Below are 23,654 nucleotides of genomic sequence, written 5' to 3' on the forward strand. Positions count from 1 at the left end.
GAGGTTTCTCCTTCTCAGCGGACGGACTTGATGGGGATGAGGACGAGGGCGGCGAGCGCGACGCACACCATCGCGAAGACGAAGAGTGCCGGGTAGCCGCCGACGGCGCCGATCAGCAGCGCCGCGATCGCGGGGCTGAGCGCCTGCGGGATGTTGGTCGCCACGTTCAGGATGCCGAGGTCCTTGGCGGCCGCGACGCCGCCGCCGGGCAGCACCTCGGTCATCAGGGCGGTGTCGCAGGCCATGTAGAGGCCGAAGCCGAAGCCGTTGATCGCCGACATGAGCAGCATCCCGGTGACGGTCGGCAGCAGCAGCGGAATCGCCAGCCCGACGACCATGAGCGCCGAGGCGAGGTAGATGAAGACCTTGCGGCGGCCGAGCTTGTCGCTCAGCCAGCCGGCGAGGGCCACCGCGACGACGGTGGTGACCAGCGAGGCGAGGCTGATGAGACCGATCTGGGCGTTCGCCTGCTTCAGCGACATCCCGATGTAGTCGGTGAGGATGAAGAGCTGGTAGCTGAAGGCCACGAAGTAGCCGAGGATGAACAGGAACCGCGCCGCGAACGCCCAGGCGAAGTCGGGGTGCTTGCGGGGGTTGATCCAGAACCCGGCGAAGAACGCCTTCCAGCGGAACGGCGGCAGCTCGATGCCCGTGCTGGAGTAGTCGCGGTTGAACAGCACGAAGCCGAGCGTGACCAGCAGCACGACGATCCCGAACGCCGAGTACGCGACACCGACGTTCGCGGCGAGCATCCCCGCGACGATGACGCCGACCGTGACGCCTGCCATGGTGCCGATGCCGACCATCGCGGAGGCCACGCCACGGCGGCTGCGCGGGAAGCGGTCGGGCGTGATCGCGCTGAGCGGGCCCTGCATCGCATTGAGCGCGACCTGGATGACGACCCAGAAGACCGTGATCCAGAGGATCGACTGCAGCGAGCCGAGGCCGATCAAAAACGCGGCCGCGACGGCGGTGCCGATCACCATCCAGGGGGCGCGGCGGCCCATCCGCGAGCGGGTGCGGTCGCTGAACGCGCCGACGATCGGCTGCGCGAACAGCGTGAACACGAAGGAGGTCGTGGTCACGATCGCAAGGGTGGCGACCTTGTTCGCGGGGTCGATGTTCGCGACCTGGTTGGGCAGCAGCACGCTGACCAGGCCGGAGTAGGTCGCGAACAGCACCAGGGAGGTGATCGCGAGGGAGGGGAGCAGGCCGCGGCGGGCGAGCGGGCTGACGGTGCCCGCGGTGTCGGCGGCATCCGGGGAGGCGTCGGCGGCGCCGGCGCCGATGACTGCGGAGAGCGGCGCGGGGTCGGGAGAGCTCGATGACATCGTCGTCATGGTCGGTCCTTTCGGGGGTGTGATTACCCGCGTAAGCATGACGTATCCCCGTGATTAATTCAAGCGTCGAATCAAATCGACACCGCGGCAGGGGCGGAGGCGAGGGCCAGCGGGTCGTCCAGGAGGCCGTCGCGGGCGACGCGCGCGGCGCCGAGCAGGGCGGCGTCCTCGCCCAGGCGACCAGGGACCACCGCGATCGGCGACGCGATCGCCGGGCCGTCCGCCTCGAAGGCGGCCGCGATCGACGGCGCCAGCTCGGCCCAGAACCCGCCGAGGACGACGACCTCGGGGTCCACGGTCATCGTGACGAGGCGCAGGGCGTGCGCGATCCACGGCAGCGCGGCCTCCCACGCCGCGGTCGCGCGCGGCTCGCCGGCCCGGATCCGGGCGACCAGCTCGCGCAGCGCGTCCGTGAGCCCGCGCTCGGCGACCTCCGCCGTCAGCCCGGCTGCGGCCAGTACCACGTCAGGGCCCGCGACGGTGACCAGGCACCCGCGCTGGCCGCACAGGCACCGGGCGCCGCGCGGATCGACGGCGAGGTGCCCGAACGCGCCGGCGAACCCGTGGGCGCCGGGGATGAGGGCGCCGTCCGCGACGACCGCGCCGCCGATGCCCGAGTTGCTCTTGGCGTAGACCAGATCGCGGACGCCCTGGCCCGCATCCGCCAGCTCCGCGAGCTCGGCCAGGGCGGCGACCGTGCCGTCGCTCGCCAGCGCGGCGGGCGGCATCGCGGGGACCCGCTGCCGCAAGCCGGTCAGCACATCCACAACGCCCCACTCGAAGTCGGTGTCGACCACGACCACGGGAGGCGTGCCGCCGATCGGGGCGAACACGACGACCGTCAGGTCGGCCACCCGCCGGCCGAGGCCCGCTGCGGCGTCGAGCGATCGGGCCAGCACGCGCGCGAGCACGTCCAGCACGCGCTCGGGGTCGCCCATCGGCCGGCCGTGGTGCTCGGACGCGCGGAACAGCGCGCGGCCGTCCACCGCGGTGAGCACCGCCGTCGCCTGGTCGGCGTCGAGCTGCAGCACCAGGAGGGCGACGTCGTCGGCCGCCAGCCGCAGCAGGGTGAGCGGGCGCCCGCGGGGCGCGTTCTCGCGCGGCGCGGTCTCCGGCTCCTCCGACTCGCGCACGACCCCGGCCTCCACGAGCGCGGCGACGAGTGCCGTCACCGAGCCGCGGGCGAGCCCGGTGGCGTCGGCGAGCTGGCTGCGCGACAGCGGGCCGCGCTCCGCCAGCCGGTGCGCGACGAGCGCCAGATTGTGCCGGCGCACGTCGGCCGAGACGAGGGAGCCGGACCGCGAGGACGCCATGCCCACAGCTTCGCACACGGGAGGACGGGCAGGTCCGCCAGGACCCGCATCCCGCATAGGCTGGAGGCATGCTCCTCGCCATCGACACCTCCGCGGGCACGAGTGTCGCCGTGGTCGACCGCGACGGCGGCATCCTCGCCGAAGTCACCGAGCCGGACACCATGCGGCACGCCGAGGTGATCGGCGACCTCATCGCCGCGGCGCTGGACGCCTCCGGCACCCGGGTCGACGCGCTCTCCGGCGTGGTCGCGGGGATGGGGCCCGGTCCGTTCACGGGCCTCCGGGTCGGCATCGCCGCGGCGACCGCCTTCGCGTTCGGCGCCGGGCGCCCGCTCGTGCCCGTCGTCAGCCACGACGCGGTCGCGTACGAGCGCTACCTCGCCGGGCACACCGGGCCGCTGCTGGTCGTGACGGACGCGCGCCGTCGCGAGCGCTACTGGACGGCCTACTCCGGCGTCGACGAGCACGGCCTCCCGGTGCGCCTGGACGGCCCCGGACTGGACAAGCCCGACGCGCTGCCGCACCCCGAACTGCCGCGCGAAGAGACGGCGACGGTCTCGGCGGGCCTGCTCGGGATGATCGCCGAGCTGCGCTTCACCGCCGGCCTCCCGTTCGACCGCGACGAGCCGCTCTACCTGCGCTCGCCGGACGTCACGCTCTCCGCCGGGCCCAAGCGGGTGAGCGCGTGAACGCGCACGCTGCCGGCGCTCCGTCGTGGCAGCTCCGCCGCGCGACCGAGGCCGATGTGGACGCGATCATGGAGCTCGAGCGCGCCACCTTCGTCACGGATGCCTGGTCCGAGCACTCGATGCGCGCCGAGCTGACGGGGCCGCACGGCTACTACCTGGTCGCCGTCGGCGTCGACGACCCGGAGCGGATCGACGGGTACGCCGGGCTGCTCGCCCCGCGCGGCGCGGGCGAGGGGGACATCCAGACCATCGCGGTGGCCCCGCGGGCGCGGCGCCACGGCCTCGGCCGCACGCTCATGCTCGCCCTCATCGGCGAGGCGCGCAACCGCGGCGCCGGCGAGGTCTTCCTGGAGGTGCGCGCCGACAATCCCGGCGCCCAGACGCTCTACCGCACGCTCGGCTTCGAGGAGATCGGCGTGCGCCCGCACTACTACCAGCCGGACGGGGTGGATGCGATCGTCATGCGCCTGACCGTCCCGACCCCGGAGACCACGATCGCATGAACGCACCGACTCCGTCCGGATCGCGCGGCGACGGCCCGCTCGTGCTCGGCATCGAGACCTCGTGCGACGAGACCGGCGTGGGCATCGTGCGCGGCACGACCCTGCTCGCCAACACCATCGCCTCCTCCATGGAGGAGCACGCCCGCTACGGCGGGGTCGTCCCGGAGGTCGCGGCGCGCGCCCACCTGGAGGCGCTCACACCGACCCTCCGCACCGCCGTCGCGGACGCCGGGATCGAGCTCGCCGATATCGACGCCATCGCCGTGACCAGCGGCCCGGGCCTGTCCGGTGCGCTGATGGTCGGAGTCGGCGCAGCGAAAGCGCTGGCGCTGTCGCTGGGCAAGCCGCTCTACGCGGTCAACCACCTCGTGGGGCACGTCGGCGCGGACGTCCTCGACGCGTCCGGCGGCCCCGGCCACCCGGTCGAGCTGCCCACGGTCGCCCTCCTGGTGTCCGGCGGCCACACCTCGCTGCTGCTCGTGCGCGACCTGGTGTCGGACGTGGAACTGCTCGGCGAGACGATCGACGACGCCGCCGGAGAGGCGTTCGACAAGGTCGCCCGCGTGCTCGGCCTCCCGTACCCCGGCGGCCCGCAGATCGACCGCGTCGCCGCCGACGGCGACCCGCGGGCCATCCGGTTCCCGCGCGGGCTCACCAAGCCGAAGGACCTCGAGCGGCACAGGTACGACTTCTCGTTCTCCGGGCTCAAGACCGCGGTCGCGCGGTGGGTGGAGCAGCGGCAGGACGCCGGCGAGGAGGTCCCGGTGGCCGATGTCGCCGCGTCCTTCCGGGAGGCCGTCGCCGACGTCCTCCTCACCAAGGCGATCGCCGCCTGCCTCGACCACGACGTGCCGCGGCTGCTGCTCGGCGGCGGCGTGGTGGCGAACGCCCGGGTGCGGCAGCTCGCGGTGCAGCGGGCCGCGGAGGCCGGCGTGACCCTCCGCATCCCGGCCCTGTCGCTCTGCACCGACAACGGCGCGATGATCGCCGCGCTCGGCGCGCAGCTCATCATGGCCGGCCGGGCGCCGAGCCGCCTGGATTTCGGCGCGGACTCCACGCTGCCGGTCACGGACATCCAGGTCGCGCCGGTCTGAGCGCGCGCGACTCCGTGCGTTGACACGTCGTCCCACCGCTGAGACCATGGATTCGTTACAGGATTTTCTCAGGAACTCACCAGAGAAGGAGATGGGCAGCATGTCCGATCCGAACACCCCGTCAGGCGCAGCAGAGCCCGAAGGAACGGACGGCAGCACGCCGGCCCAGCCGGTTCCTCCGTCGTCCGACATCCCGCCCGCCGCAGCGCCGGACGGAGTCCCGCCGACGCCTCCGGTCGCCCCGCCGGCGCCGCCCGTTCCGCCCGCGCAGCCGGCGGCCCCGGGATACGGTGCGCCGGAGCAGCCGTACGGTCAGCAGCCCTATGGGCAGCAGCCCCAGCAGCCGTATGGCCAGCAGCCGCAGCAGCCGTACGGGCAGCAGCCGCAGCAGCCGTACGGGCAGCAGCCGTACGGCCAGCAGCCGCAGCAGCCCTACGGCCAGCAGCCCGGCTACGGCCAGCCGACGTACGGCCAGCCCGCGCCCGGCTACGCGCAGCCCTATGCGACGGCGCCGGCCGGCAAGTCGCCGATCCTCAGCATCCTGTCGCTCGTCGGCGGCATCATCGGCATCATCCTGAACTTCGCGTTCGGGATCGGCGCGCTGTTCGCGGTCGCAGCGGTCGTCCTCGGCTTCATCGGCAGGAGCAAGGAGCCGCAGGCCAAGGGCTTCTGGCTCACCGGGATCATCCTCGGATTCGTGGCGATCGCCATCGCGATCATCTTCTGGATCGTCTGGGGCATCATCCTGGCGAACCTGTCGACGACGTACCGGTACTGACCCCGGCTCCCGATCAGACGCGCTCCGCGAGCAGAGCGGTGTGACGTCCCGCGACCCTGGTGAGGATCAGAGTCGCGGGGCGGTCGCCCGAGAGCTTGAGCCGCGTCCGGAGCGCTGCGGGGTCGACGTCCACGCCGCGCTTCTTGATCTCCAGCGTGCCGATGCCGCGGGCCCGTAGCGCCTTCTTGAGGTCCTTCTCCGCGAACGGCAGGGTCTCGAGAACCCGGAAGCCCGCCGCGAACGGCGTCGGGATCGGCTCGTCCGCCGTGATGTAGGCGATCCCGTCGCCGAGCATGCGGCCGTCGAGGCGCCGGGCGAGGTCGCCGATGAGGCGGGCGCGGATGACCGCGCCGTCCGGCTCGTAGAGGTACTCGCCGAGCTCGCCGGTCTCGGCGTCCTCGCTGTCGGCCTCGGCGGTGAGCTCGTTCGCCTCGTCGCCGCGCAGCACCAGCGCGGCCCGGCGGATGCCCGAGCGGGCGAGCGCGCCGAACCACAGTCCGAGCTCGACCACCTGCCCGTCGGCGGACACCCACTGCGCCTCGGCGGTCGACGGGATGAGGTCGCGGTCGAAGCCCGGACCGAGCTTGAGCCCGACCGAGCGGCCGGTCGCCAGCTCGTACGCGAAGCCGAGCGACGGCGTGTAGTCGTCCGGGTCGGTCAGCCGGTCGGTGTCCGTGTGGCCGGCCGTCCGGCGGGCGGGGTCGAGGAAGACGCCGTCGATCGCGCGGAGGCTCACGTCCTCCGCTCGGCCGTGCTCGACGGTGGCCGAGGGGAACGGGGCGAGGTTGAACGCGGCGATCGCGGCCGTGACCTCGTCGGCCTCCACGGCCGTGACCTCCAGCTCGAGGGCGGCGAGGGCGAGCGCGTCGCCGCCGATGCCGCAGCCGAGGTCGGCGATGCGGTTCAGGCCCGCCGCCCGGAACCGGCCCGCGTGGCGTGCCGCGACCGACAGCCGGGTCGCCTGCTCCAGTCCCGCCTCGGTGAACAGCATCCGGGACGCGAACTCGCCGAACTTGCCGACCGCCTTCTTGCGCAGCTTCGCCTGGGTCAGGACGGCGGCGACCAGGCCGGGGGAGTGGCCCTGCTTGCGGAGGTCGGTGACCATCCGCAGGACGTCCTTCTCCGACCGGTAGGGCGGCAGCGAGTCGAGCAGCCGGAGGCCTTCGGGGCTGAGCAGCTCGACGAGTTCTGACCGGTCCATGTGCACCACGGTACCTTCTGGCACTCACGTTGCGTGACTGCTAACGCACCCCCTAGACTCGTGTTAGCACTCTCCGTGCGAGTTTGCTAACGCAAGCCGCGCAGACCATTGAGTTCGCAAAGACTGAGTTCACCAAAGAAAGAGGTCAACCGTGTCGGTCTCCATCAAGCCGCTCGAAGATCGCATCGTCATCAAGCAGGTCGAGGCTGAGCAGACCACTGCTTCCGGTCTGGTCATCCCCGACACCGCCAAGGAGAAGCCCCAGGAGGGCGAGGTCGTGGCTGTCGGACCGGGCCGCATCGACGACAACGGCAACCGCGTTCCGCTCGACGTCGCCGTCGGCGACAAGGTGATCTACTCCAAGTACGGGGGCACCGAGGTCAAGTTCGGCGGCGAGGACTACCTGGTCCTCTCGGCTCGCGACGTCCTCGCGGTCGTCGTCCGCTGACGCACCTTCTTTCGACCGGGCCCGGGCGCGATTGCGCCCGGGCCTTCGTCGTCTGCCGCTGACTGCCGCCGGGCCGACTGCCGACGGGCCCGCGTCGGAGTAGTGTCGTGCGGGTGCCGCAATCCCAGCCCCTCACCGAACACCGCAGGTCCGGCCTGACCTACGCGATCTCCGCCTACGTGCTCTGGGGCATCCTCCCCATCTACTTCCTGGCGCTCGCGCCGGCCAGTGCGTGGGAGATCGTCGCCTGGCGGGTCATCTTCTCGCTGGCGTTCTGCGCGATCGCGCTCACCGTCACGCGCGCCTGGCGCAGGTTCGGCGCCCTGCTGAAGGACCGCAGGGTGCTGTTCACGATGGGGCTCGCCGGCGCGCTCATCTACGTCAACTGGCAGACTTACGTGCTGGCCACCGTCAGCGGGCAGGTGGTGGAGGCCGCCCTCGGCTACTTCATCAACCCGATCGTGACCGTGTTCCTCGGCGTCATCGTCCAGCGCGAACGACTGCGCATCGCCCAGTGGGTGGCCGTGGGCGTGAGCGTGGTCGCCGTCGTCGTGCTCGCGATCGGCTACGGGCAGGTCCCGTGGATCGCGCTGATCCTGGCGTTCTCGTTCGGCTTCTACGGCCTCATCAAGAAGCGCGTCGGCGGCCGGGTCGACGCGGTCTCCGGCCTCACACTGGAGACCATGTGGCTGACGCCCGTCGCGATCGTGCAGCTCGTCGTCGTGGGGGTGACGGCCGGTCTGACGATCGGGAGCGACGGCCCGTGGCACACGGTACTGCTCGTGGGCGCCGGTGTGATCACCGCCGTGCCGCTGCTGTTCTTCGCCGCGGCCTCCCGCCGGCTCCCGCTGGTCTACATGGGCTTCATCCAGTACTTCGCGCCGTTCATCCAGTTCCTGGTGGGCGTGGTGCTGCTGAACGAGGCGATGCCGCCGGAACGCTGGATCGGCTTCGCGATCGTCTGGCTCGCCCTGGCCATCCTCAGCGTCGACATGATCGTGGCGGCCCGGCAAGGGAAGAAGCAGGCGGAACTGGATCTCGCGACGGTGGAGTGAGGGGGTGGTTAGCTCATAATGATTCCGTCGTTCATTATGAGCTAACGGGCTAACTCATAAAATGACGGGAGGGGCTTATGACTTCCGCTAGCTGGCCTGCGCTCGACTGGGAAGAGCGCGTGTGGATCCCGAGCACGGCGTGGGGAGCCACCGCCGAACGACAGAGCGTCCGGCGCGCCTATCGCGCTGCCGTCCCGCCGATGATCGCGGAGTTGAGACCGCAACCCGACCCCGCGACCCTCGCCGCGGCCGAGGAGGCCGACCGGGAGCTGAGCAGGTTCGACGCCGAACTGGGATCGCGGGTGAGCGCCTGGGCTCCTGTGCTGCTCCGCTCCGAGGCGGCTTCGTCCTCCCAGATCGAGAACCTGACCGCGTCGGCCCGTGCGATCTTCAGCGCCGAGCTCGGCGGGAAGACGGGTCGCAACGCGCAGCAGATCGCAGCGAACACCCGATCCCTGCAAGCTGCGCTCGATCTCTCCGAGGACATCTCAGTCGAGGCGATCCTCACCATGCACGAGGTCCTGCTCCACGACCAGCCGAGGCACACTCCGGGGGAGTGGCGCCGGGAGGCCGTGTGGATCGGCACGCGTTCCGACAGCCCGGTCGGAGCCGAGTTCGTCGCGCCCGCGAGCGAACGCGTCCCCGCGCTCGTCGACGATCTCGTGGCTTTCGCCGACCGACCCGATGTCCCGTCGCTGGTGGCCATCGCCGTGGCGCACGCGCAGTTCGAGACCATCCACCCGTTCACCGACGGCAACGGCCGCACGGGACGCGCGCTCGCCCAGGCGATGCTGCGCCATCGCGGCATCACGCGCAGCGTCGCCGTCCCAGTGTCGGCGGGCCTGCTCGCGGATGTGGCGGGCCACCACGCAGCGCTCACGGCGTACCGCGGCGGTGACGTGAACCCGATCGTCGGCGCCTTCGCCGACGCGTCGCTGCGCGCCGTCGCGAACGCGCGTGCGCTGGTGGCGGAGATCGACGGAATCCGCAAGGAGTGGGAAGGACGGCTCACGGTGCGCCGTGACAGCAACGCCTGGAAGATCCTGGACATCCTCGCCCGGCGTCCGGTGCTGGACGCGGTCGCGGTAGCTCATGAGCTCGGTGTGCAGCCTCCCAACGTGTACCCGCCGATGAGGGCCCTCCTCGATGCCGGGATCGTGAAGTCGAAAGCGGAGCACGACATCGGGCCGTTCTGGCGCTCGGACCAGATTCTCGGCGCCATCGACGGATTCGCCAGGCGCGCGGGTCGTCGGGAGGCGCCATGACGCTCCCAGCCCGGAATATCCCACCAGCTTGTGCCGTTACCATGGATCATCCACAACTCGCGCGACCTTGATAGGGGTGAAATGGACCAGGCGGATCCGTTCGGATTCATCGGTTTGACCTACGACGACGTCATGCTCCTCCCCGGGCACACCGACGTCATCCCGAGCGAGGCGGACACCTCGACTCGCCTGACCAAGCGGATCAGCATGGCGACCCCCCTCCTGTCCAGCGCCATGGACACCGTGACCGAGTCGCGCATGGCCGTCGCCATGGCCCGGCACGGCGGCATCGGCATCATCCACCGCAACCTCTCGATCGAGGACCAGGCGACCAACGTCGACAAGGTGAAGCGGTCCGAGTCGGGCATGATCACCAACCCGGTCACCACCACGCCGGAGGCGACCGTCGAGGAAGTGGACGCCCTCTGCGGGCAGTTCCGGGTCTCCGGCCTGCCGGTGGTGGAGGGCGACGGCAAGCTCGTCGGCATCATCACCAACCGCGACATGCGCTTCGTCTCCCCGTTCGAGCGCTCCACCACCCTGGTGCGCGACGTCATGACGCGCATGCCGCTGATCACCGCGCCGGTCGGCATCGACCCGGACTCCGCGGTCGCCATCTTCGCCGAGCACAAGATCGAGAAGCTCCCGCTCGTGGACGCCGACGGCCGGCTCCGCGGACTCATCACCGTCAAGGACTTCGACAAGAGCGAGAAGTACCCGTTCGCGACCAAGGACGACGAGGGCCGCCTGCGCGTCGGCGCGGCCATCGGCTTCTTCGGCGACGCCTGGGACCGCGCGATGACCCTAGTGGACGCTGGCGTGGACGTCATCGTCGTGGACACCGCCAACGGCGACTCCGCCGGCGTGCTCGACATCATCCACCGCCTGAAGCACGAGCCGCGCGCGTCGCACGTCGACGTCATCGGCGGCAACGTCGCGACCCGCTCCGGCGCGCAGGCGCTCATCGACGCGGGCGCCGACGCCATCAAGGTCGGCGTCGGGCCGGGCTCCATCTGCACCACCCGCGTCGTCGCGGGCGTCGGGGTGCCGCAGGTGACCGCGGTCTACGAGGCCTCGCTGGCCGCGCGCGCGGCGGACGTCCCGCTGATCGCCGACGGCGGCCTCCAGTACTCGGGCGACATCGCCAAGGCGCTGGTCGCGGGCGCGGAGAGCGTCATGCTCGGCTCACTGCTCGCCGGAACGGCGGAGTCGCCCGGCGACCTCGTGTTCGTCAACGGCAAGCAGTTCAAGAACTACCGCGGCATGGGGTCGCTCGGCGCCCTCCAGACCCGCGGCAAGAAGACCTCGTACTCGCGCGACCGCTACTTCCAGGCGGACGTGCCCAGCGACGAGCAGCTCATCGCCGAGGGCATCGAGGGCCAGGTGCCGTACCGCGGCCCGCTCTCCGCAGTGGCGTACCAGCTCGTCGGCGGCCTCCGCCAGTCGATGTTCTACGTGGGCGCGCGCACCATCCCCGAGCTCAAGGAGCGCGGCCGGTTCGTCCGGATCACCGCGGCCGGGCTCAAGGAGTCGCACCCGCACGACATCCAGATGGTCGTGGAGGCGCCGAACTACCGCCGCTGACCCACCCGTTCCTCCCGCCGCCAACGGAGGAGACCCGGCCCTCACGGGCTCGGTTCTCCTCCGTTCGCTGCATTTCGGGGGTTGGCGGACGGAATCTCCTCCATTGCGATTCCCGTCGCTAATGGAGGACATCCGGACGCCGGAGGCCGGGGAGGTCAGGTAACGGAGGAGTCCAGGGGCGGCTGGCGCGGGATGTCCTCCGTTGCGGGCGGTGCTGTGCTCCGGTGGCGGTTTCGTCTAGGCTGGAAGGCTTTGTCCACAGCACGACAGGAAACAGGTCATGGGTCACATCGACGTCTCGGGCGTCTCGTATGCGCTCGCCGACGGGAGGCCGCTCCTGGACGATGTGTCGTTCCGGGTCGGCGAGGGCAGCGTCTCGGCGCTGATCGGCGCGAACGGGGCGGGCAAGTCGACACTGCTGCGGATCATCCGCGGCGAACTGCGGCCGGACAGCGGCGGCGTCGTGATCGACGGCGGCCTCGGCGTCATGGACCAGTTCGTCGGGCATGTCCGCGACGACCGGACCGTGCGCGACCTCCTCGTGCTCGTGGCGCCTCCCGCCGTCCGTCGCGCGGCGGAGGCGCTCGCCGCGGCCGAGGAGGCCATCGTCGAGCGGGACGAGACCGACACCCAGCTCCGCTACGCCACCGCGATCACCGACTACGCCGACGCGGGCGGCTACGACCAGGAGGTCGTCTGGGACCACTGCACGGTCGCCGCCCTCGGCCTCCCGTTCGAGCGCGCCCAGTACCGCAGCGTGCGCTCGCTGTCCGGCGGCGAGCAGAAGCGGCTCGTTCTGGAGGCATTGCTGCGCAGTCCGGAACAGGTGCTGCTGCTGGACGAGCCGGACAACTATCTCGACGTGCCGGCGAAGCGCTGGCTGGAGGAGCAGCTGCGGGCGACGTCGAAGACGGTGCTGCTGGTCTCCCACGACCGGGAGCTCCTGGCCCGCGCCGCCGACCGCATCGTCACCCTTGAGCTCGGCGCGGCGGGCAACACCACCTGGACGCACGGCGGCGGCTTCGGCGGCTACCACGTCGCCCGGGAGGAGCGGATGGCCCGGCTCGACGAGCTCCGCCGACGCTGGGACGAGGAGCACGCCAAGCTGAAGGCCCTCGTCCTGCGGTTCAAAGAGAAGGCGAAATACAACAGCGACCTCGCCTCGGCATACCAGGCCGCGCAGACCCGTCTCGCCAAGTTCGAGCAGGCCGGTCCGCCGCAGGAGCGCCCGCGTGAGCAGAACGTCCGGATGCGCCTCACCGGCTCGCGCACCGGCCGCCGGGTGATCGAGTGCCACGGCCTGGAGCTGACCGGCCTGATGCGCCCCTTCGACCTGGAGGTCTGGTTCGGTGAACGCATCGCGGTGCTCGGCTCCAACGGCTCGGGCAAGTCGCATTTCCTGCGCCTCCTCGCCGCCGGCGGCACCGACCCGGACCCGTCGACGGGCCACCTCGCGTCGGCGGAGGTCGCGGGGGCGCCCGTGCCGCACACCGGCGTCGCGAAGCTCGGCGCACGCGTGGCCCCTGGCCTGTTCGCGCAGGCGCACGAGCACCCGGAACTGGTCGGCAGGACGCTGCTCGACATCCTGCACCGCGGCGACGACCACCGGACGGGCATGCCCCGGGAGGCGGCGTCGCGCGTCCTCGACCGCTACGGCCTCGCGGCGTCGGCCGAGCAGACCTTCGAGTCGCTCTCCGGCGGCCAGCAGGCCCGCCTCCAGATCCTGCTGCTGGAGCTGTCCGGCGCGACCCTGCTGCTGCTCGACGAACCCACCGACAACCTCGATCTGGTTTCGGCGGAGGCCCTGGAGGACGGGCTCGCCGACTACGAGGGGACGGTGGTGGCGGTCACGCATGACCGCTGGTTCGCGCGCGGCTTCGACCGGTACCTGGTGTTCGGGGCGGACGGGAACGTGTATGAGGCGGACGAGCCCGTGTGGGACGAGAAGCGCGTGGAGCGGGTGCGGTGAGCGTCAGCGAGGTGTGGATGTGGAACGAGTGGGGCTGGTCCTATCCGCTGTGGGGCGTCGAGGGGCCGCTGGACGCTGACGAGCTCGATCTGAGCGCGGCGCTGGCCGCCCATCTCCAGGTGTGGCACCTCCGGTGGGAGCACCTCTACGCGTACGTCCCTAATGCCGACCCTGAACTCGGGTGGGTGGCTTCCTATGCGGTCGCAGACTGGGAGGACGACGGCGACCAGCTACTGGTCCGGCTCGCGGAGGAACTGGATGGGCGGGCAACAGTGATCAGGGCGTTCCGGTTCCCCGAGGATGAAGCGGGACTGCGGCTGCGTCAGTGGGGGAGTCGGGTGCGGAAGGGAAGTACGAGGTCGCCCTTCGCCTTGGAGTAAGGGCGCCGGAAGCGGCAGAGACCTCCGGCGCCCGCGCGTCAACAGGACGATTTCGCGGTGGGGAATGTCGTTATCAATCGATCGCTGTTGGTCGCCCAGGATGCAAAGACCCTGATGGTCATGAGTACCACTTGAGGCCGGTCGATATCCATAAGGTAGAGATCGGTGATCCCGCACTTGGTCGAGTTGAGTGGCTGGAGGCCGGCTTTGTCCGGCCATGTGATCGCTGAGCCCGCGGCCCCAGACATGAGGTCATCCCAGGAGTGCACCCCCTGGACCTCGGCCTTCCAGCCCTTGGATCGTGCTTGGTCGAGCTTGTCCTGCCATTCCTTCTTGTGCTCATCCTCGATGTGACGATAGCCCCAGCCTCCTTTGCCGGGTTCTCCGCACTTGAGCCGCACATCGTGACCGACGCCGTCCCAGTAGTGGGTGTAGAGATTGAACGCCTCGTCGCGCATGTTGAACGTGTAGCAGCTGATCCACTGGCTGAGATCGATCAGCCGAGACCGCGGGTCAGCGGATGCGGGAGTGCGGCCCAGATCGAGCTCATTCTCGCGGAAGTGCTCCTCCAGATCGACCAGGTGACCATCGACTTTGACGTACATGCGAGCGCCGGAGTCCGTTGGCGTGGGCTCGGACGGAGTTGCGGTGAAACCGGTCAGGCACAAAGTCGCGACTGCTGCCGCGCAAACGACCCTGGACAGATTTCTTGTTGAACGATTACGCACAGATTCTGCTTTCTACTACCGAGGACCATCGTGGGCCTCTCCACTAGCGTAGAGATGTAGAATCTGCACTTCAGTATTTTATTTGGATCGCGTCCGTGCGATCCGCGCCACCGCCTCCGTGAGCACCTCCGGCGAGCAGGCGATGTTCACCCGCGCGAAGCCCGCGCCCTCATTCCCGAAGTCCAGCCCGCGCACCAGGGCCACCCGCGCTTCGTCCAGGATGCGGGCCGCCGGCTCGTCGCCCCAGCCGAGGCCGCGGAAGTCGACCCAGGCCAGGTAGCTCGCGTGCGGCTCCCGGTAGACCGCCTCCGGGAGATGGGTCGCCAGCAGCCGGCCGAGCAGGCGGCGGTTCGCCTCGATCGACTCCAGGGTGCCCGCCAGCCAGGCGCGGCTGTCGTCGAACGCCGCCTCCGTGGCGATCCGGCCGAGCAGGCTCGTGCGGACCTCGACCTCCACCGGGAGGGCGTGCAGCTGCGCAGCGCGCGCCGGGGATGTCGCGACCATCAGCGCGCACTTCACCCCGGCGAGGTTCCACGCCTTGCTCGCCGAGTGCGCGGCCACGCCGACGCGGCGGGCGTCCTCCGACACCGAGAGGAACGGCGTGAAGGTGGCGTCCGAGTGCGTCAGCGGTGCGTGGATCTCGTCGCTCAGCACAGCGACGTCGTAGCGTGCGGCCAGTGCGGCCACAGCCTCCAGGTGCGTCCGCGGGTGGACGAGGCCGAGGGGATTGTGCGGGTGGCACAACAGGAAGGCGCGGGCTCCGCCGGCGAAGGCGCGTTCCAGGCCGTCGAGGTCGAGGGACCAGGTCGTTCCGTCGTCCAGCAGCGGGACCTCCTCGACCACTCCGCCGGCCTCCGGGACGAGCTCGAAGAACGGCGGGTAGACCGGCGGGGTGATGACCACGCGGTCGCCCGGGGCGATCAGCATGCGCAGCGCTTCCACTATGACCACGCTGACGTCCGTCGTCGTCAGGACGGAGCCCGGGTCGACCTCCCAGCCCCAGGTGTCGTGCGCGTACTGGGCGAACGCGCTCTTCGCGCGGTCGTCCTCGCCGATGTAGCCGGTGTCGCCGCGGTCGATCGCGGCGTGCAGGGCGGCGGCGATCGGCGGCGCGAGCGGGTAGTCCGTCTCGGCCACGAACAGGGGGAGCACGTCGTCCGGATAGAGCGACCACTTCTCGCTGGTGCGCTGGCGGAGGCGGGCGAGGGGCTCGGCGTCGACGGTCACCTGCCTACTCTGCCAGTGCCGCGCCATAGACTGAACCCGTGAGTATGGAGATAGAGATCGGGCGGGCCAAGCGTGCGCGCCGCGTGTACGCCTTCGACGACATCGCGGTGGTGCCCAGCCGGCGCACCCGCGACCCCGAGGACGTCTCGGTCGCCTGGACGATCGACGCGTACCAGTTCTCCATCCCGTTCCTGGCCGCGCCGATGGACTCCGTCGTGTCGCCGACCACCGCGATCATGATGGGCCAGCTCGGCGGCATCGGCGTCCTCGACCTGGAGGGCGTCTGGACCCGCTACGAGGACCCGGAGCCGCTCCTGGCGGAGATCCGCCAGCTGCCCGCCGACACCGCGACCCGCCGCATGCAGGAGATCTACGCCGAGCCGATCAAGCCGGAGCTGGTCACCCGCCGGCTCGCCGAGATCCGGGAGGGCGGGGTCACCGTCGCGGGCGCGCTCTCGCCGCAGCGGACCCAGGAGCTGTACCAGACGGTCGTGGAGGCCGGGGTCGACCTGTTCGTCATCCGCGGCACGACCGTCTCGGCCGAGCACGTCTCGAAGGGCGTGGAGCCGCTCAACCTCAAGAAGTTCATCTACGAGCTCGACGTCCCCGTGATCGTCGGCGGCGCCGCGACCTACACCGCGGCACTGCACCTGATGCGCACAGGCGCGGCCGGCGTGCTCGTCGGCTTCGGCGGCGGGGCGGCCTCCACCACCCGTTCCACCCTCGGCATCCACGCCCCGATGGCGACGGCCGTCGCGGACGTCGCAGGCGCACGCCGCGACTACATGGACGAGTCGGGCGGCCGGTATGTGCACGTCATCGCCGACGGCGGCCTCGGCAGCTCGGGCGACATCGTCAAGGCCATCGCGTGCGGCGCCGACGCGGTCATGCTCGGCAGCACGCTCGCGCGAGCGACGGATGCGCCGGGTGGCGGCTGGCACTGGGGCGCGGAAGCGCACCACCCGCAGCTGCCCCGCGGCAACCGGGTCGCGGTCGGGCAGGTCGCCCCGCTCGAGGAGATCCTGTACGGACCGGCCCCGGTGGCCGAGGGAACTGCGAATCTCGTGGGGGCCTTGCGCAGGAGCATGGCAACGACGGGATACTCGGACTTGAAGGAGTTCCAGCGCGTCGAGGTCGTGGTCGCGCCGTACCAATCGCATTAGGTTCCGGCCGAAGGCGGCCGGGGAGGAGGAAACGATGACGACGACATCTCCGTCCGGCTCCGGCGCGGCGTCTTCCGGCGCGACGGCGGTCGCGTACCCCTCACGGCTCGGACCCGCCGAGCGGGCCGCCGCGATCGAAGCGCTCAAGACCACCGAGCTCGACATCCTCGTCGTCGGCGGCGGGATCGTCGGCGTGGGCAGCGCCGTCGACGCCGTCACCCGCGGCCTGAGCGTCGGCCTGGTGGAGGCCCGGGACTTCGCCTCCGGCACCTCCAGCCGGTCGTCCAAACTGGTCCACGGCGGCATCCGCTACCTGGAGCAGCTCGACTTCGGGCTCGTGCGCGAGGCTCTGATCGAGCGCGGCCTCCTGCTGCAGCGCATCGCCCCGCACCTGGTCAAGCCGGTCCGGTTCCTGTATCCGCTGCACAAGCGCGTGTGGGAGCGGTTCTACATCGGCGCCGGCATGATGCTGTACGACATCTTCTCCTACAGCGGCCTCCGCCCGCCGGGAGTGCCGCACCACCGCCACCTCAGCCGGCGGCAGGTGCTCAAGGCCATCCCGAGCATGGCCCCGAACGCGCTGGTCGGCGGAATCACCTATTACGACGCGCAGGTCGACGACGCCCGCTACACCGCGACCCTCGCGCGCACGGCGGCGCACTACGGCGCGCACGTCGCAACGCGGGTCAGGGTGGAGGGCTTCCTCAAGGTCGGCGAGCGGGTCGTCGGCGTGCAGGCGCTCGACCAGGAGACCGGCGAGCGCTTCGAGATCCGCGCCAAGCAGGTCGTCAACGCCACCGGCGTCTGGACGGACGACACCCAGGCGATGGTGGGCGAGCGCGGCCAGTTCAAGGTGCGCGCCTCCAAGGGCATCCACCTCGTGGTGCCGCGCGACCGCTTCCAGTCGAAGATGGGCCTCATCCTGCGCACGGAGAAGAGCGTTCTCTTCGTCATCCCGTGGGGCCGGCACTGGCTGATCGGCACGACCGACACCGACTGGCATCTCGACAAGGCGCACCCGGCGGCGACGGCGGCCGACATCGACTACCTGCTCGCGCACGTGAACCAGGTGCTGAACGTCCCGCTCACCCGGGAGGACGTGGAGGGCGTCTACGCCGGCCTGCGCCCGCTGCTCGCGGGCGAGTCGGAGGAGACCTCCAAGCTGTCCCGTGAGCACCTCGTGGCGCACTCGGTTCCCGGGCTGGTGGTCATCGCCGGCGGCAAGTGGACGACCTACCGCGTGATGGCGAAGGATGCGATCGACGCGGCAGTGGACGCACTGGACGGCAAGATCCCGGCGAGCACCACGATGGAGATCCCGCTGGTCGGCGCGGAGGGCTACCAGGCCGCGTGGAACCGGCGCGGCCGCATCGCGAACGAGTCCGGCCTGCATCCGGCGCGGATCGAGCACCTGCTGAACCGCTACGGGACGATGGCGGAGGACATCCTCGCCCTGATCCGCCAGGACGCGTCGCTGGGCCACCCGCTGCCGGGCGCCGACGACTACATCGGCGCCGAGGTCGTCTACGCGGCGAGCCACGAGGGCGCCCTCCACCTGGAGGACGTGCTCGCGCGCCGCACCCGCATCTCGATCGAGGCCTGGGACCGCGGCGTCTCGGCGGCGCCCGTCGCGGCGTCGTTGATGGCCGGGGTGCTCGGCTGGGATTCCGCCCGCGAGGAGCGCGAGGTGCAGACCTACCTCAAGCGGGTCGCGGCCGAGCGCGCCAGCCAGCAGCAGCCGGACGACGAGTCGGCCGACCGCGTGCGCCTGGAGGCCCCGGACATCGTGGACGTGGACGCCGCCGCCGCGAAGGCGAACACGGTCACGCGCACGCCGAGGGCGGGCGCCAAGACATCGGCGGCGAAGGCGTCGGCTGCGGCGAAGGCGGCAGTGGCGAAGGCGGCCGAGGACGCACCTCCGAAGGAGGAGTGAGTCCGCCCGACCGAAAAGTGCCCCGTACCTCCCTCCGGTAGGCTGGAAGCCAGTGCCCGCGACGGATGGAGACGGAAAATGGTTGACGTTCGACGGGTCAAACTGCCCGGGGTCGGGGTGTTGCACACCTTCGTCACAGACGACGGAGGCAAGGTCGGCGTCATCGCGCACCGCTCAGGGCACAGCGACCTGATCACGTTCTCCGATCACGAGGACGGCGCCGACGTGACCAAGGTCTCGCTCCGCCTCAACGAGGACGAGGCGCACACGCTCGCCGAGCTCCTCGGCGGCACGCAGATCACCGAGTCGCTCACCGCGCTCGACCAGATCCCCGGACTCAGCATCGACTGGTTCTCCGTCGACTACGAGGACTACATCGCCGGGCAGCAGCTCGGCGCGCCCGGCGACCGGGGCTTCGTCGGGCTCACCGTCGTGGCGGTCGTGCGCGGGGACTCCGCCAACCCGGCGCCCGCCCCCGATTTCAAGGTCTTCCCCGGCGACACCCTCGTCGTCGCGGGCACCCCCGAGAAGGTCGCCAAGGCGTTCGCGTTCTTCCGCACCGGTCAGACCGCGCGGGCCACGTCCGACGCTCCGCCGGGGGGCTGATCCATGCATCTCGGTGAAGACCTCATCATTCTCGGCATCCTGCTGCTCGTCGCGTACGTGCTCGGCCGCCTGGGCAAGCTGGTGGGGCTCCCCGCGATCCCCATCTACATGCTCGTCGGTCTGCTGGCGAGCCCGCACACCGGCTGGTTCCCGCTCGACTTCGAGAGCAACTACATCGAGCTCATCGCGATCTTCGGGCTGATCCTGCTGCTGTTCAACCTGGGCCTGGAGTTCGACCAGGACGAGTTCTTCGGCAACTTCGGCAAGCTGGTCGTCTCCGGCGGCTCCTACATCGTGCTCAACATGGGCGTCGGCCTCGCGTTCGGCTTCTGGGTGGGCTGGGGCACGCGGGAGGCGCTCATCATCGCCGGGATGACGGCCACGTCGTCGTCCGCGATCGTGACCAAGCTGCTCATCGAGCTGCGCCGCCTCGCCAACACCGAGACGCCGATGATCCTCGGCGTGACGGTCGTGGAGGACATCTTCATCGCGATCTACCTCGCGATCGTGTCCGTGGTGCTGAGCGGCGAGACCGACTTCTGGCCGGTGGTCGGCAAGCTGACCGTCGCGTTCCTGTTCCTGGTCGTGATGTTCACGCTGGCCCGATTCGGCGGGAGGTACGTCTCCAAGCTGTTCCGGACGAAGGACGACGAGCTCTTCACCATCCTGTTCTTCGGGCTGGCCGTGCTCTTCGCCGGGATCGGCGAGATCCTCGGAGTCACCGACGCGATCGGCGCGTTCCTGATCGGGCTCGTGCTGGGAGCGACGAAGTACCGCAACAAGATCGAGCACATCGCCCTGCCGCTGCGCGACGTGTTCGCCGCGTTCTTCTTCCTCAACTTCGGGCTCGAGCTCGACCCGGCGAAGTTCCCCGCGGTGCTCGGGCCGGTGCTCCTCGCCGTCGCCATGACGATCGTGCTCAACATCATCGCCGGGCAGTTCGTCGCCTGGCTGAACGGCTTCGGCGCCCAGGCCGGCATCAACACGACCGTCATCCTGCAGAACCGCGGCGAGTTCGCGCTCATCCTCGCGACCCTCTCGCTCAGCGCGGGACTCGACGCGCGCATCGTCCCGTTCGCCGGTCTCTACGTGCTGATCATGGCGGTGATCGGGCCGATCCTCGCAGCGAACTCCGAGAAGATCGGTGCGATGATTCTCCGGACCGGATCGTCCAAGCGGCGCGACCGGCGGAAGAAGCGCGATCCCATGCTCGACGAGGAGATCGCACTCGTCGAGGCGGCCACCGCCGACCTCGACTCCGACACGCGCCGCGACGACAAGCGCGCGGACGACACGCGCCAGGCTGTTGACCGGATCGTCGAGCAGGCCATGCAGCAGCAGGACACGACCGTCGAACGAAAGCGGGACTGACCCATCGACACCATCCCCAGCAGCCCGGCCGGCGCGCAGGCGCAGCAGGGCGGCAGCACCATGCTGCAGATGATGCTCCGTCCGCGCTGGATCGGCGCGCTGCTGTTCGCGCTCGCGCTCGCCGCCGGGTTCGCCTGGCTCGGCCAGTGGCAGCTCGAGCGCGCGATCGAGTCGGGCAAGGCGGTCGTCGCGCCCACCGAGACGGTGCTGCCGCTCGCGAAGGTCGCCAAGCCGAACGGGCCGATGACCGACAAGTCGGTGGGACAGCTCGTGGAGTTCACCGGCACCTTCGTCGCCGGCGACGAGCAGTTGCTCTACGACCGGATCAACACGGGCAAGACCGGCTGGTGGGTCGTCTCGCACGTGGACGTCGACGCCGGCGGCGGCCACCGGATCGCGCTCGCCGTGGCCCGCGGCTGGGCGCCGGACGAGGCGACCGCGAAGTCCGCGATGGCCCGGCTCGCCGAGCAGCCGGAGACCCCGCAGACGATCGTCGGGCGCATCCTCCCCGACGAGCAGCCGCAGGTGCCGGACGACAAGAAGAACCCCACCGCGATGAAGTCGCTCGGCGTCGGCCAGCTTTACAACCTGTGGACCGGCGTCGACGGCATGGACGTCTACAACGCGTACGTGGTCGACCGGACGCCGCCCGCCGGGCTCGTGAAGATCGACTCGCCTCCGCCCATCCAGCAGACCGAGCTCAACTGGCTCAACCTCTTCTACGCGGCCGAGTGGATCATCTTCGCCGGCTTCGCGATCTTCCTCTGGTACCGCCTGGTGCGCGACGCCAAGCAGCGGGAGGACGAGGAGCGCGAGCTGGAGGCCGAGGCGGCCGCCGGCGACGGCGCGAGGGCGCACGCCGGGAACGTAGAATAAATCCCATGCCCCTCGCTCCCAAGCTCGAAGACTTCCCGAAGATCCGCGGGGCGCTGAAGTTCTATCAGGTGTTCGCCTACGTCACCGGCATCATGCTCCTGCTGCTCTGCGTGGAGATGATCGTGAAGTACGGCCTCGGCTACCAGCTCTTCGCGTTCAGCAACTACGGCGCCCTCACGTTCGTGCCCGTCAAGACCGCGGTCGCGCCGACCGGCGTCGACCTGAGCACGGGCATCCTCATCGCACACGGCTGGCTGTACGTCGTGTACCTGTTCTCCGACTTCCGGCTGTGGAGCCTGATGCGCTGGCCGTTCTCGAAGTTCATCACCATCGCCCTCGGCGGCGTCATCCCCTTCCTGTCCTTCTTCGTCGAGGCCAGGATCACCAAGCAGGTCAAGAGCTATCTGGCCGGCCGCGAGGCCGAGGCAGCGACGTACGTGGAGGCCGCAAATTAGCACCGACGCAGTGTTCTCGGACATCCTCGGCGGGGCGGACTCGGCCGCGCCGTCCGGCCCTGTCCTGGTGGTCGACTTCGGAGCGCAGTACGCCCAGCTGATCGCCCGGCGCGTGCGCGAGGCGAACGTGTACTCCGAGATCGTGCCGCACACCGTGACGGCGGCGGAGGTCGCGGCCAAGCGGCCCGCGGGCATCGTCCTCTCCGGCGGCCCGTCGAGCGTCTACGAGGAGGGCGCGCCCCGCCTCGACGAGGCGATCTTCGACCTCGGCGTCCCCGTATTGGGCATCTGCTACGGCTTCCAGGTGATGGCCACGGCCCTCGGCGGCGAGGTCGCGAAGACCGGCCGCCGCGAGTACGGCTCGACCGCCGTGCGCGTCTCGGGCGCCGCGACGGACGGCGCGGGCAGCCTGCTCGACGGCCAGCCCGCCGAGCAGACCGCATGGATGAGCCACGGCGACTCGGTCTCCCGGGCTCCCGAGGGCTTCGAGGTGCTCGCCTCCACCGACGACACCCCGGTCGCCGCGTTCGCGAACGAGGAGCGCCGCCTGTACGGCGTGCAGTGGCACCCGGAGGTCAAGCACTCCCAGTACGGCCAGGCCGTCCTCGAGAACTTCCTGCACCGCGCGGCCGGCATCCCGGCCGACTGGAACAGCGGCAACGTCATCGCCGACCAGGTGGCCGCGATCCGCGCCCAGGTGGGCAGCGGCCGCGTGCTGTGCGCGCTGTCCGGCGGCGTCGACTCGGCGGTCGCGGCCGCGCTCGTGCACAAGGCGGTCGGCGACCAGCTGGTCTGCGTGTTCGTCGACCACGGCCTGCTCCGCAAGGACGAGGCACGCCAGGTCGAAGAGGACTACGTCGCCGCGACCGGCGTCCGGCTCGTCACCGTGAACGCGCAGGAGCAGTTCCTGTCCGCGCTCGCCGGCGTCTCCGACCCCGAGACCAAGCGCAAGATCATCGGCCGCGAGTTCATCCGCGTGTTCGAGAAGGCCCAGGCCGACCTGATCGCGGAGGCCGCGAACGACGGCGACCCGATCCGCTTCCTGGTGCAGGGCACGCTCTACCCGGACGTGGTGGAGTCGGGCGGCGGCACCGGCACGGCCAACATCAAGAGCCACCACAACGTGGGCGGGCTCCCGGAGGACCTCCAGTTCGAGCTCGTCGAGCCGTTGCGCACCCTGTTCAAGGACGAGGTGCGCGCGATCGGCCGCGAGCTGGGTCTGCCGGAGGTCATCGTCGGCCGCCAGCCGTTCCCCGGTCCCGGCCTCGGCATCCGGATCGTCGGCGAGGTGACCCAGGAGCGTCTGGACCTGCTCCGCGACGCCGATGCGATCGTCCGCGCCGAGCTGACCGCCGCCGGCCTGGACGCCGAGATCTGGCAGTGCCCGGTGGTGCTGCTCGCGGACGTGCGCTCGGTGGGCGTGCAGGGCGACGGCCGCACCTACGGCCACCCGATCGTGCTGCGGCCGGTCTCCAGCGAGGACGCGATGACGGCCGACTGGACGCGCCTGCCGTACGACCTGCTGGCCACGATCTCCAACCGCATCACGAACGAGGTCGACGGCGTCAACCGAGTCGTGCTCGACGTCACGTCGAAGCCGCCGGGGACGATCGAGTGGGAGTGAGACTCCCGTAGACGTGAGAAGGGCCGGGATGCTGTGACAGCATCCCGGCCCT

The 23,654-nt window shown here is 70.5% G+C and carries 22 protein-coding genes; 17 read left to right on the forward strand and 5 right to left on the reverse strand.

Annotated features, from left to right (window positions below; genetic code table 11):
* Window positions 1–14: 14 nt before the first annotated feature.
* On the reverse strand, window positions 15–1,340 hold the full coding sequence (locus tag AC3A3H_RS11705) for an MFS transporter (RefSeq protein WP_487614721.1): 1,326 nt from the start codon (window positions 1,338–1,340) through the stop codon (window positions 15–17).
* Between the two features lie 71 nt (window positions 1,341–1,411).
* Window positions 1,412–2,653, reverse strand: coding sequence for an ROK family protein (locus AC3A3H_RS11710; protein WP_487614722.1), 1,242 nt, complete (start codon window positions 2,651–2,653; stop codon window positions 1,412–1,414).
* Between the two features lie 68 nt (window positions 2,654–2,721).
* Between AC3A3H_RS11710 and tsaB the strand changes: the two genes are divergently transcribed.
* The 4 genes from tsaB to AC3A3H_RS11730 all read left to right on the forward strand — a co-directional run bounded on the left by tsaB (window position 2,722) and on the right by AC3A3H_RS11730 (window position 5,717).
* On the forward strand, window positions 2,722–3,342 hold the full coding sequence (gene tsaB, locus AC3A3H_RS11715) for a tRNA (adenosine(37)-N6)-threonylcarbamoyltransferase complex dimerization subunit type 1 TsaB (RefSeq protein WP_487614723.1): 621 nt from the start codon (window positions 2,722–2,724) through the stop codon (window positions 3,340–3,342).
* Window positions 3,339–3,845: a ribosomal protein S18-alanine N-acetyltransferase gene (gene rimI / locus AC3A3H_RS11720; protein WP_487614724.1), complete on the forward strand. Its 507-nt coding sequence runs from the start codon at window positions 3,339–3,341 to the stop codon at window positions 3,843–3,845. The genes tsaB and rimI overlap by 4 nt, the downstream gene beginning before the upstream one ends.
* Window positions 3,842–4,939, forward strand: coding sequence for a tRNA (adenosine(37)-N6)-threonylcarbamoyltransferase complex transferase subunit TsaD (gene tsaD, locus AC3A3H_RS11725; RefSeq protein WP_487614725.1), 1,098 nt, complete (start codon window positions 3,842–3,844; stop codon window positions 4,937–4,939). Before rimI ends, tsaD begins: the two co-directional genes overlap by 4 nt.
* Window positions 4,940–5,039: 100 nt before the next feature.
* On the forward strand, window positions 5,040–5,717 hold the full coding sequence (locus tag AC3A3H_RS11730) for a DUF4190 domain-containing protein (RefSeq protein ID WP_487614726.1): 678 nt from the start codon (window positions 5,040–5,042) through the stop codon (window positions 5,715–5,717).
* Window positions 5,718–5,730: 13 nt separating this feature from the next.
* On the opposite strand, the gene AC3A3H_RS11735 is transcribed toward AC3A3H_RS11730, so the two are convergent.
* On the reverse strand, window positions 5,731–6,918 hold the full coding sequence (locus AC3A3H_RS11735) for a THUMP-like domain-containing protein (protein WP_487614727.1): 1,188 nt from the start codon (window positions 6,916–6,918) through the stop codon (window positions 5,731–5,733).
* A gap of 151 nt (window positions 6,919–7,069) precedes the next feature.
* Between AC3A3H_RS11735 and groES the strand changes: the two genes are divergently transcribed.
* From groES to AC3A3H_RS11765, 6 genes are all read left to right on the forward strand, one after another.
* On the forward strand, window positions 7,070–7,366 hold the full coding sequence (gene groES / locus AC3A3H_RS11740) for a co-chaperone GroES (RefSeq protein ID WP_055894868.1): 297 nt from the start codon (window positions 7,070–7,072) through the stop codon (window positions 7,364–7,366).
* 113 nt (window positions 7,367–7,479) lie between these two features.
* On the forward strand, window positions 7,480–8,421 hold the full coding sequence (gene rarD, locus AC3A3H_RS11745) for an EamA family transporter RarD (protein ID WP_487614728.1): 942 nt from the start codon (window positions 7,480–7,482) through the stop codon (window positions 8,419–8,421).
* Between the two features lie 77 nt (window positions 8,422–8,498).
* Window positions 8,499–9,686, forward strand: coding sequence for a Fic family protein (locus AC3A3H_RS11750; RefSeq protein ID WP_487614729.1), 1,188 nt, complete (start codon window positions 8,499–8,501; stop codon window positions 9,684–9,686).
* A gap of 81 nt (window positions 9,687–9,767) precedes the next feature.
* Window positions 9,768–11,270: an IMP dehydrogenase gene (guaB, locus tag AC3A3H_RS11755; protein WP_487614730.1), complete on the forward strand. Its 1,503-nt coding sequence runs from the start codon at window positions 9,768–9,770 to the stop codon at window positions 11,268–11,270.
* A gap of 280 nt (window positions 11,271–11,550) precedes the next feature.
* The gene (locus AC3A3H_RS11760; RefSeq protein ID WP_487614731.1) at window positions 11,551–13,239 is read left to right on the forward strand and encodes an ABC-F family ATP-binding cassette domain-containing protein; all 1,689 of its coding nucleotides are present in this window, start codon (window positions 11,551–11,553) and stop codon (window positions 13,237–13,239) included.
* Complete coding sequence (locus AC3A3H_RS11765) at window positions 13,236–13,619, forward strand: hypothetical protein (RefSeq protein WP_487614732.1); 384 nt, start codon at window positions 13,236–13,238, stop codon at window positions 13,617–13,619. The genes AC3A3H_RS11760 and AC3A3H_RS11765 overlap by 4 nt, the downstream gene beginning before the upstream one ends.
* Before the next feature lie 38 nt (window positions 13,620–13,657).
* On the opposite strand, the gene AC3A3H_RS11770 is transcribed toward AC3A3H_RS11765, so the two are convergent.
* Together AC3A3H_RS11770 and AC3A3H_RS11775 are read right to left on the reverse strand one after the other, a co-directional pair.
* A complete protein-coding gene (locus AC3A3H_RS11770) occupies window positions 13,658–14,224 on the reverse strand; it encodes a hypothetical protein (protein ID WP_487614733.1) in 567 nt (188 codons plus the stop codon).
* A gap of 201 nt (window positions 14,225–14,425) precedes the next feature.
* Complete coding sequence (locus AC3A3H_RS11775; protein ID WP_487614734.1) at window positions 14,426–15,574, reverse strand: MalY/PatB family protein; 1,149 nt, start codon at window positions 15,572–15,574, stop codon at window positions 14,426–14,428.
* Window positions 15,575–15,618: 44 nt separating this feature from the next.
* Between AC3A3H_RS11775 and AC3A3H_RS11780 the strand changes: the two genes are divergently transcribed.
* From AC3A3H_RS11780 to guaA, 7 genes are all read left to right on the forward strand, one after another.
* The gene (locus tag AC3A3H_RS11780) at window positions 15,619–16,737 is read left to right on the forward strand and encodes a GuaB3 family IMP dehydrogenase-related protein (protein ID WP_487614784.1); all 1,119 of its coding nucleotides are present in this window, start codon (window positions 15,619–15,621) and stop codon (window positions 16,735–16,737) included.
* A gap of 34 nt (window positions 16,738–16,771) precedes the next feature.
* The gene (locus AC3A3H_RS11785; RefSeq protein ID WP_487614735.1) at window positions 16,772–18,670 is read left to right on the forward strand and encodes a glycerol-3-phosphate dehydrogenase/oxidase; all 1,899 of its coding nucleotides are present in this window, start codon (window positions 16,772–16,774) and stop codon (window positions 18,668–18,670) included.
* Window positions 18,671–18,748: 78 nt separating this feature from the next.
* Window positions 18,749–19,276, forward strand: coding sequence for a cation:proton antiporter regulatory subunit (locus AC3A3H_RS11790; RefSeq protein WP_179605055.1), 528 nt, complete (start codon window positions 18,749–18,751; stop codon window positions 19,274–19,276).
* A gap of 3 nt (window positions 19,277–19,279) precedes the next feature.
* Window positions 19,280–20,647, forward strand: coding sequence for a cation:proton antiporter (locus tag AC3A3H_RS11795; protein ID WP_487614736.1), 1,368 nt, complete (start codon window positions 19,280–19,282; stop codon window positions 20,645–20,647).
* A gap of 69 nt (window positions 20,648–20,716) precedes the next feature.
* Window positions 20,717–21,523 carry an SURF1 family protein gene (locus tag AC3A3H_RS11800; RefSeq protein ID WP_487614737.1) on the forward strand — a complete coding sequence of 269 codons (807 nt, stop codon included), beginning with the start codon at window positions 20,717–20,719 and terminating at the stop codon, window positions 21,521–21,523.
* A gap of 5 nt (window positions 21,524–21,528) precedes the next feature.
* Complete coding sequence (locus AC3A3H_RS11805; RefSeq protein WP_487614738.1) at window positions 21,529–21,978, forward strand: DUF3817 domain-containing protein; 450 nt, start codon at window positions 21,529–21,531, stop codon at window positions 21,976–21,978.
* A gap of 10 nt (window positions 21,979–21,988) precedes the next feature.
* Complete coding sequence (guaA, locus tag AC3A3H_RS11810; protein WP_487614739.1) at window positions 21,989–23,602, forward strand: glutamine-hydrolyzing GMP synthase; 1,614 nt, start codon at window positions 21,989–21,991, stop codon at window positions 23,600–23,602.
* Window positions 23,603–23,654 lie beyond the last annotated feature (52 nt).

It is taken from the genome of Leifsonia sp. Soil_N53 (genome assembly GCF_057655165.1).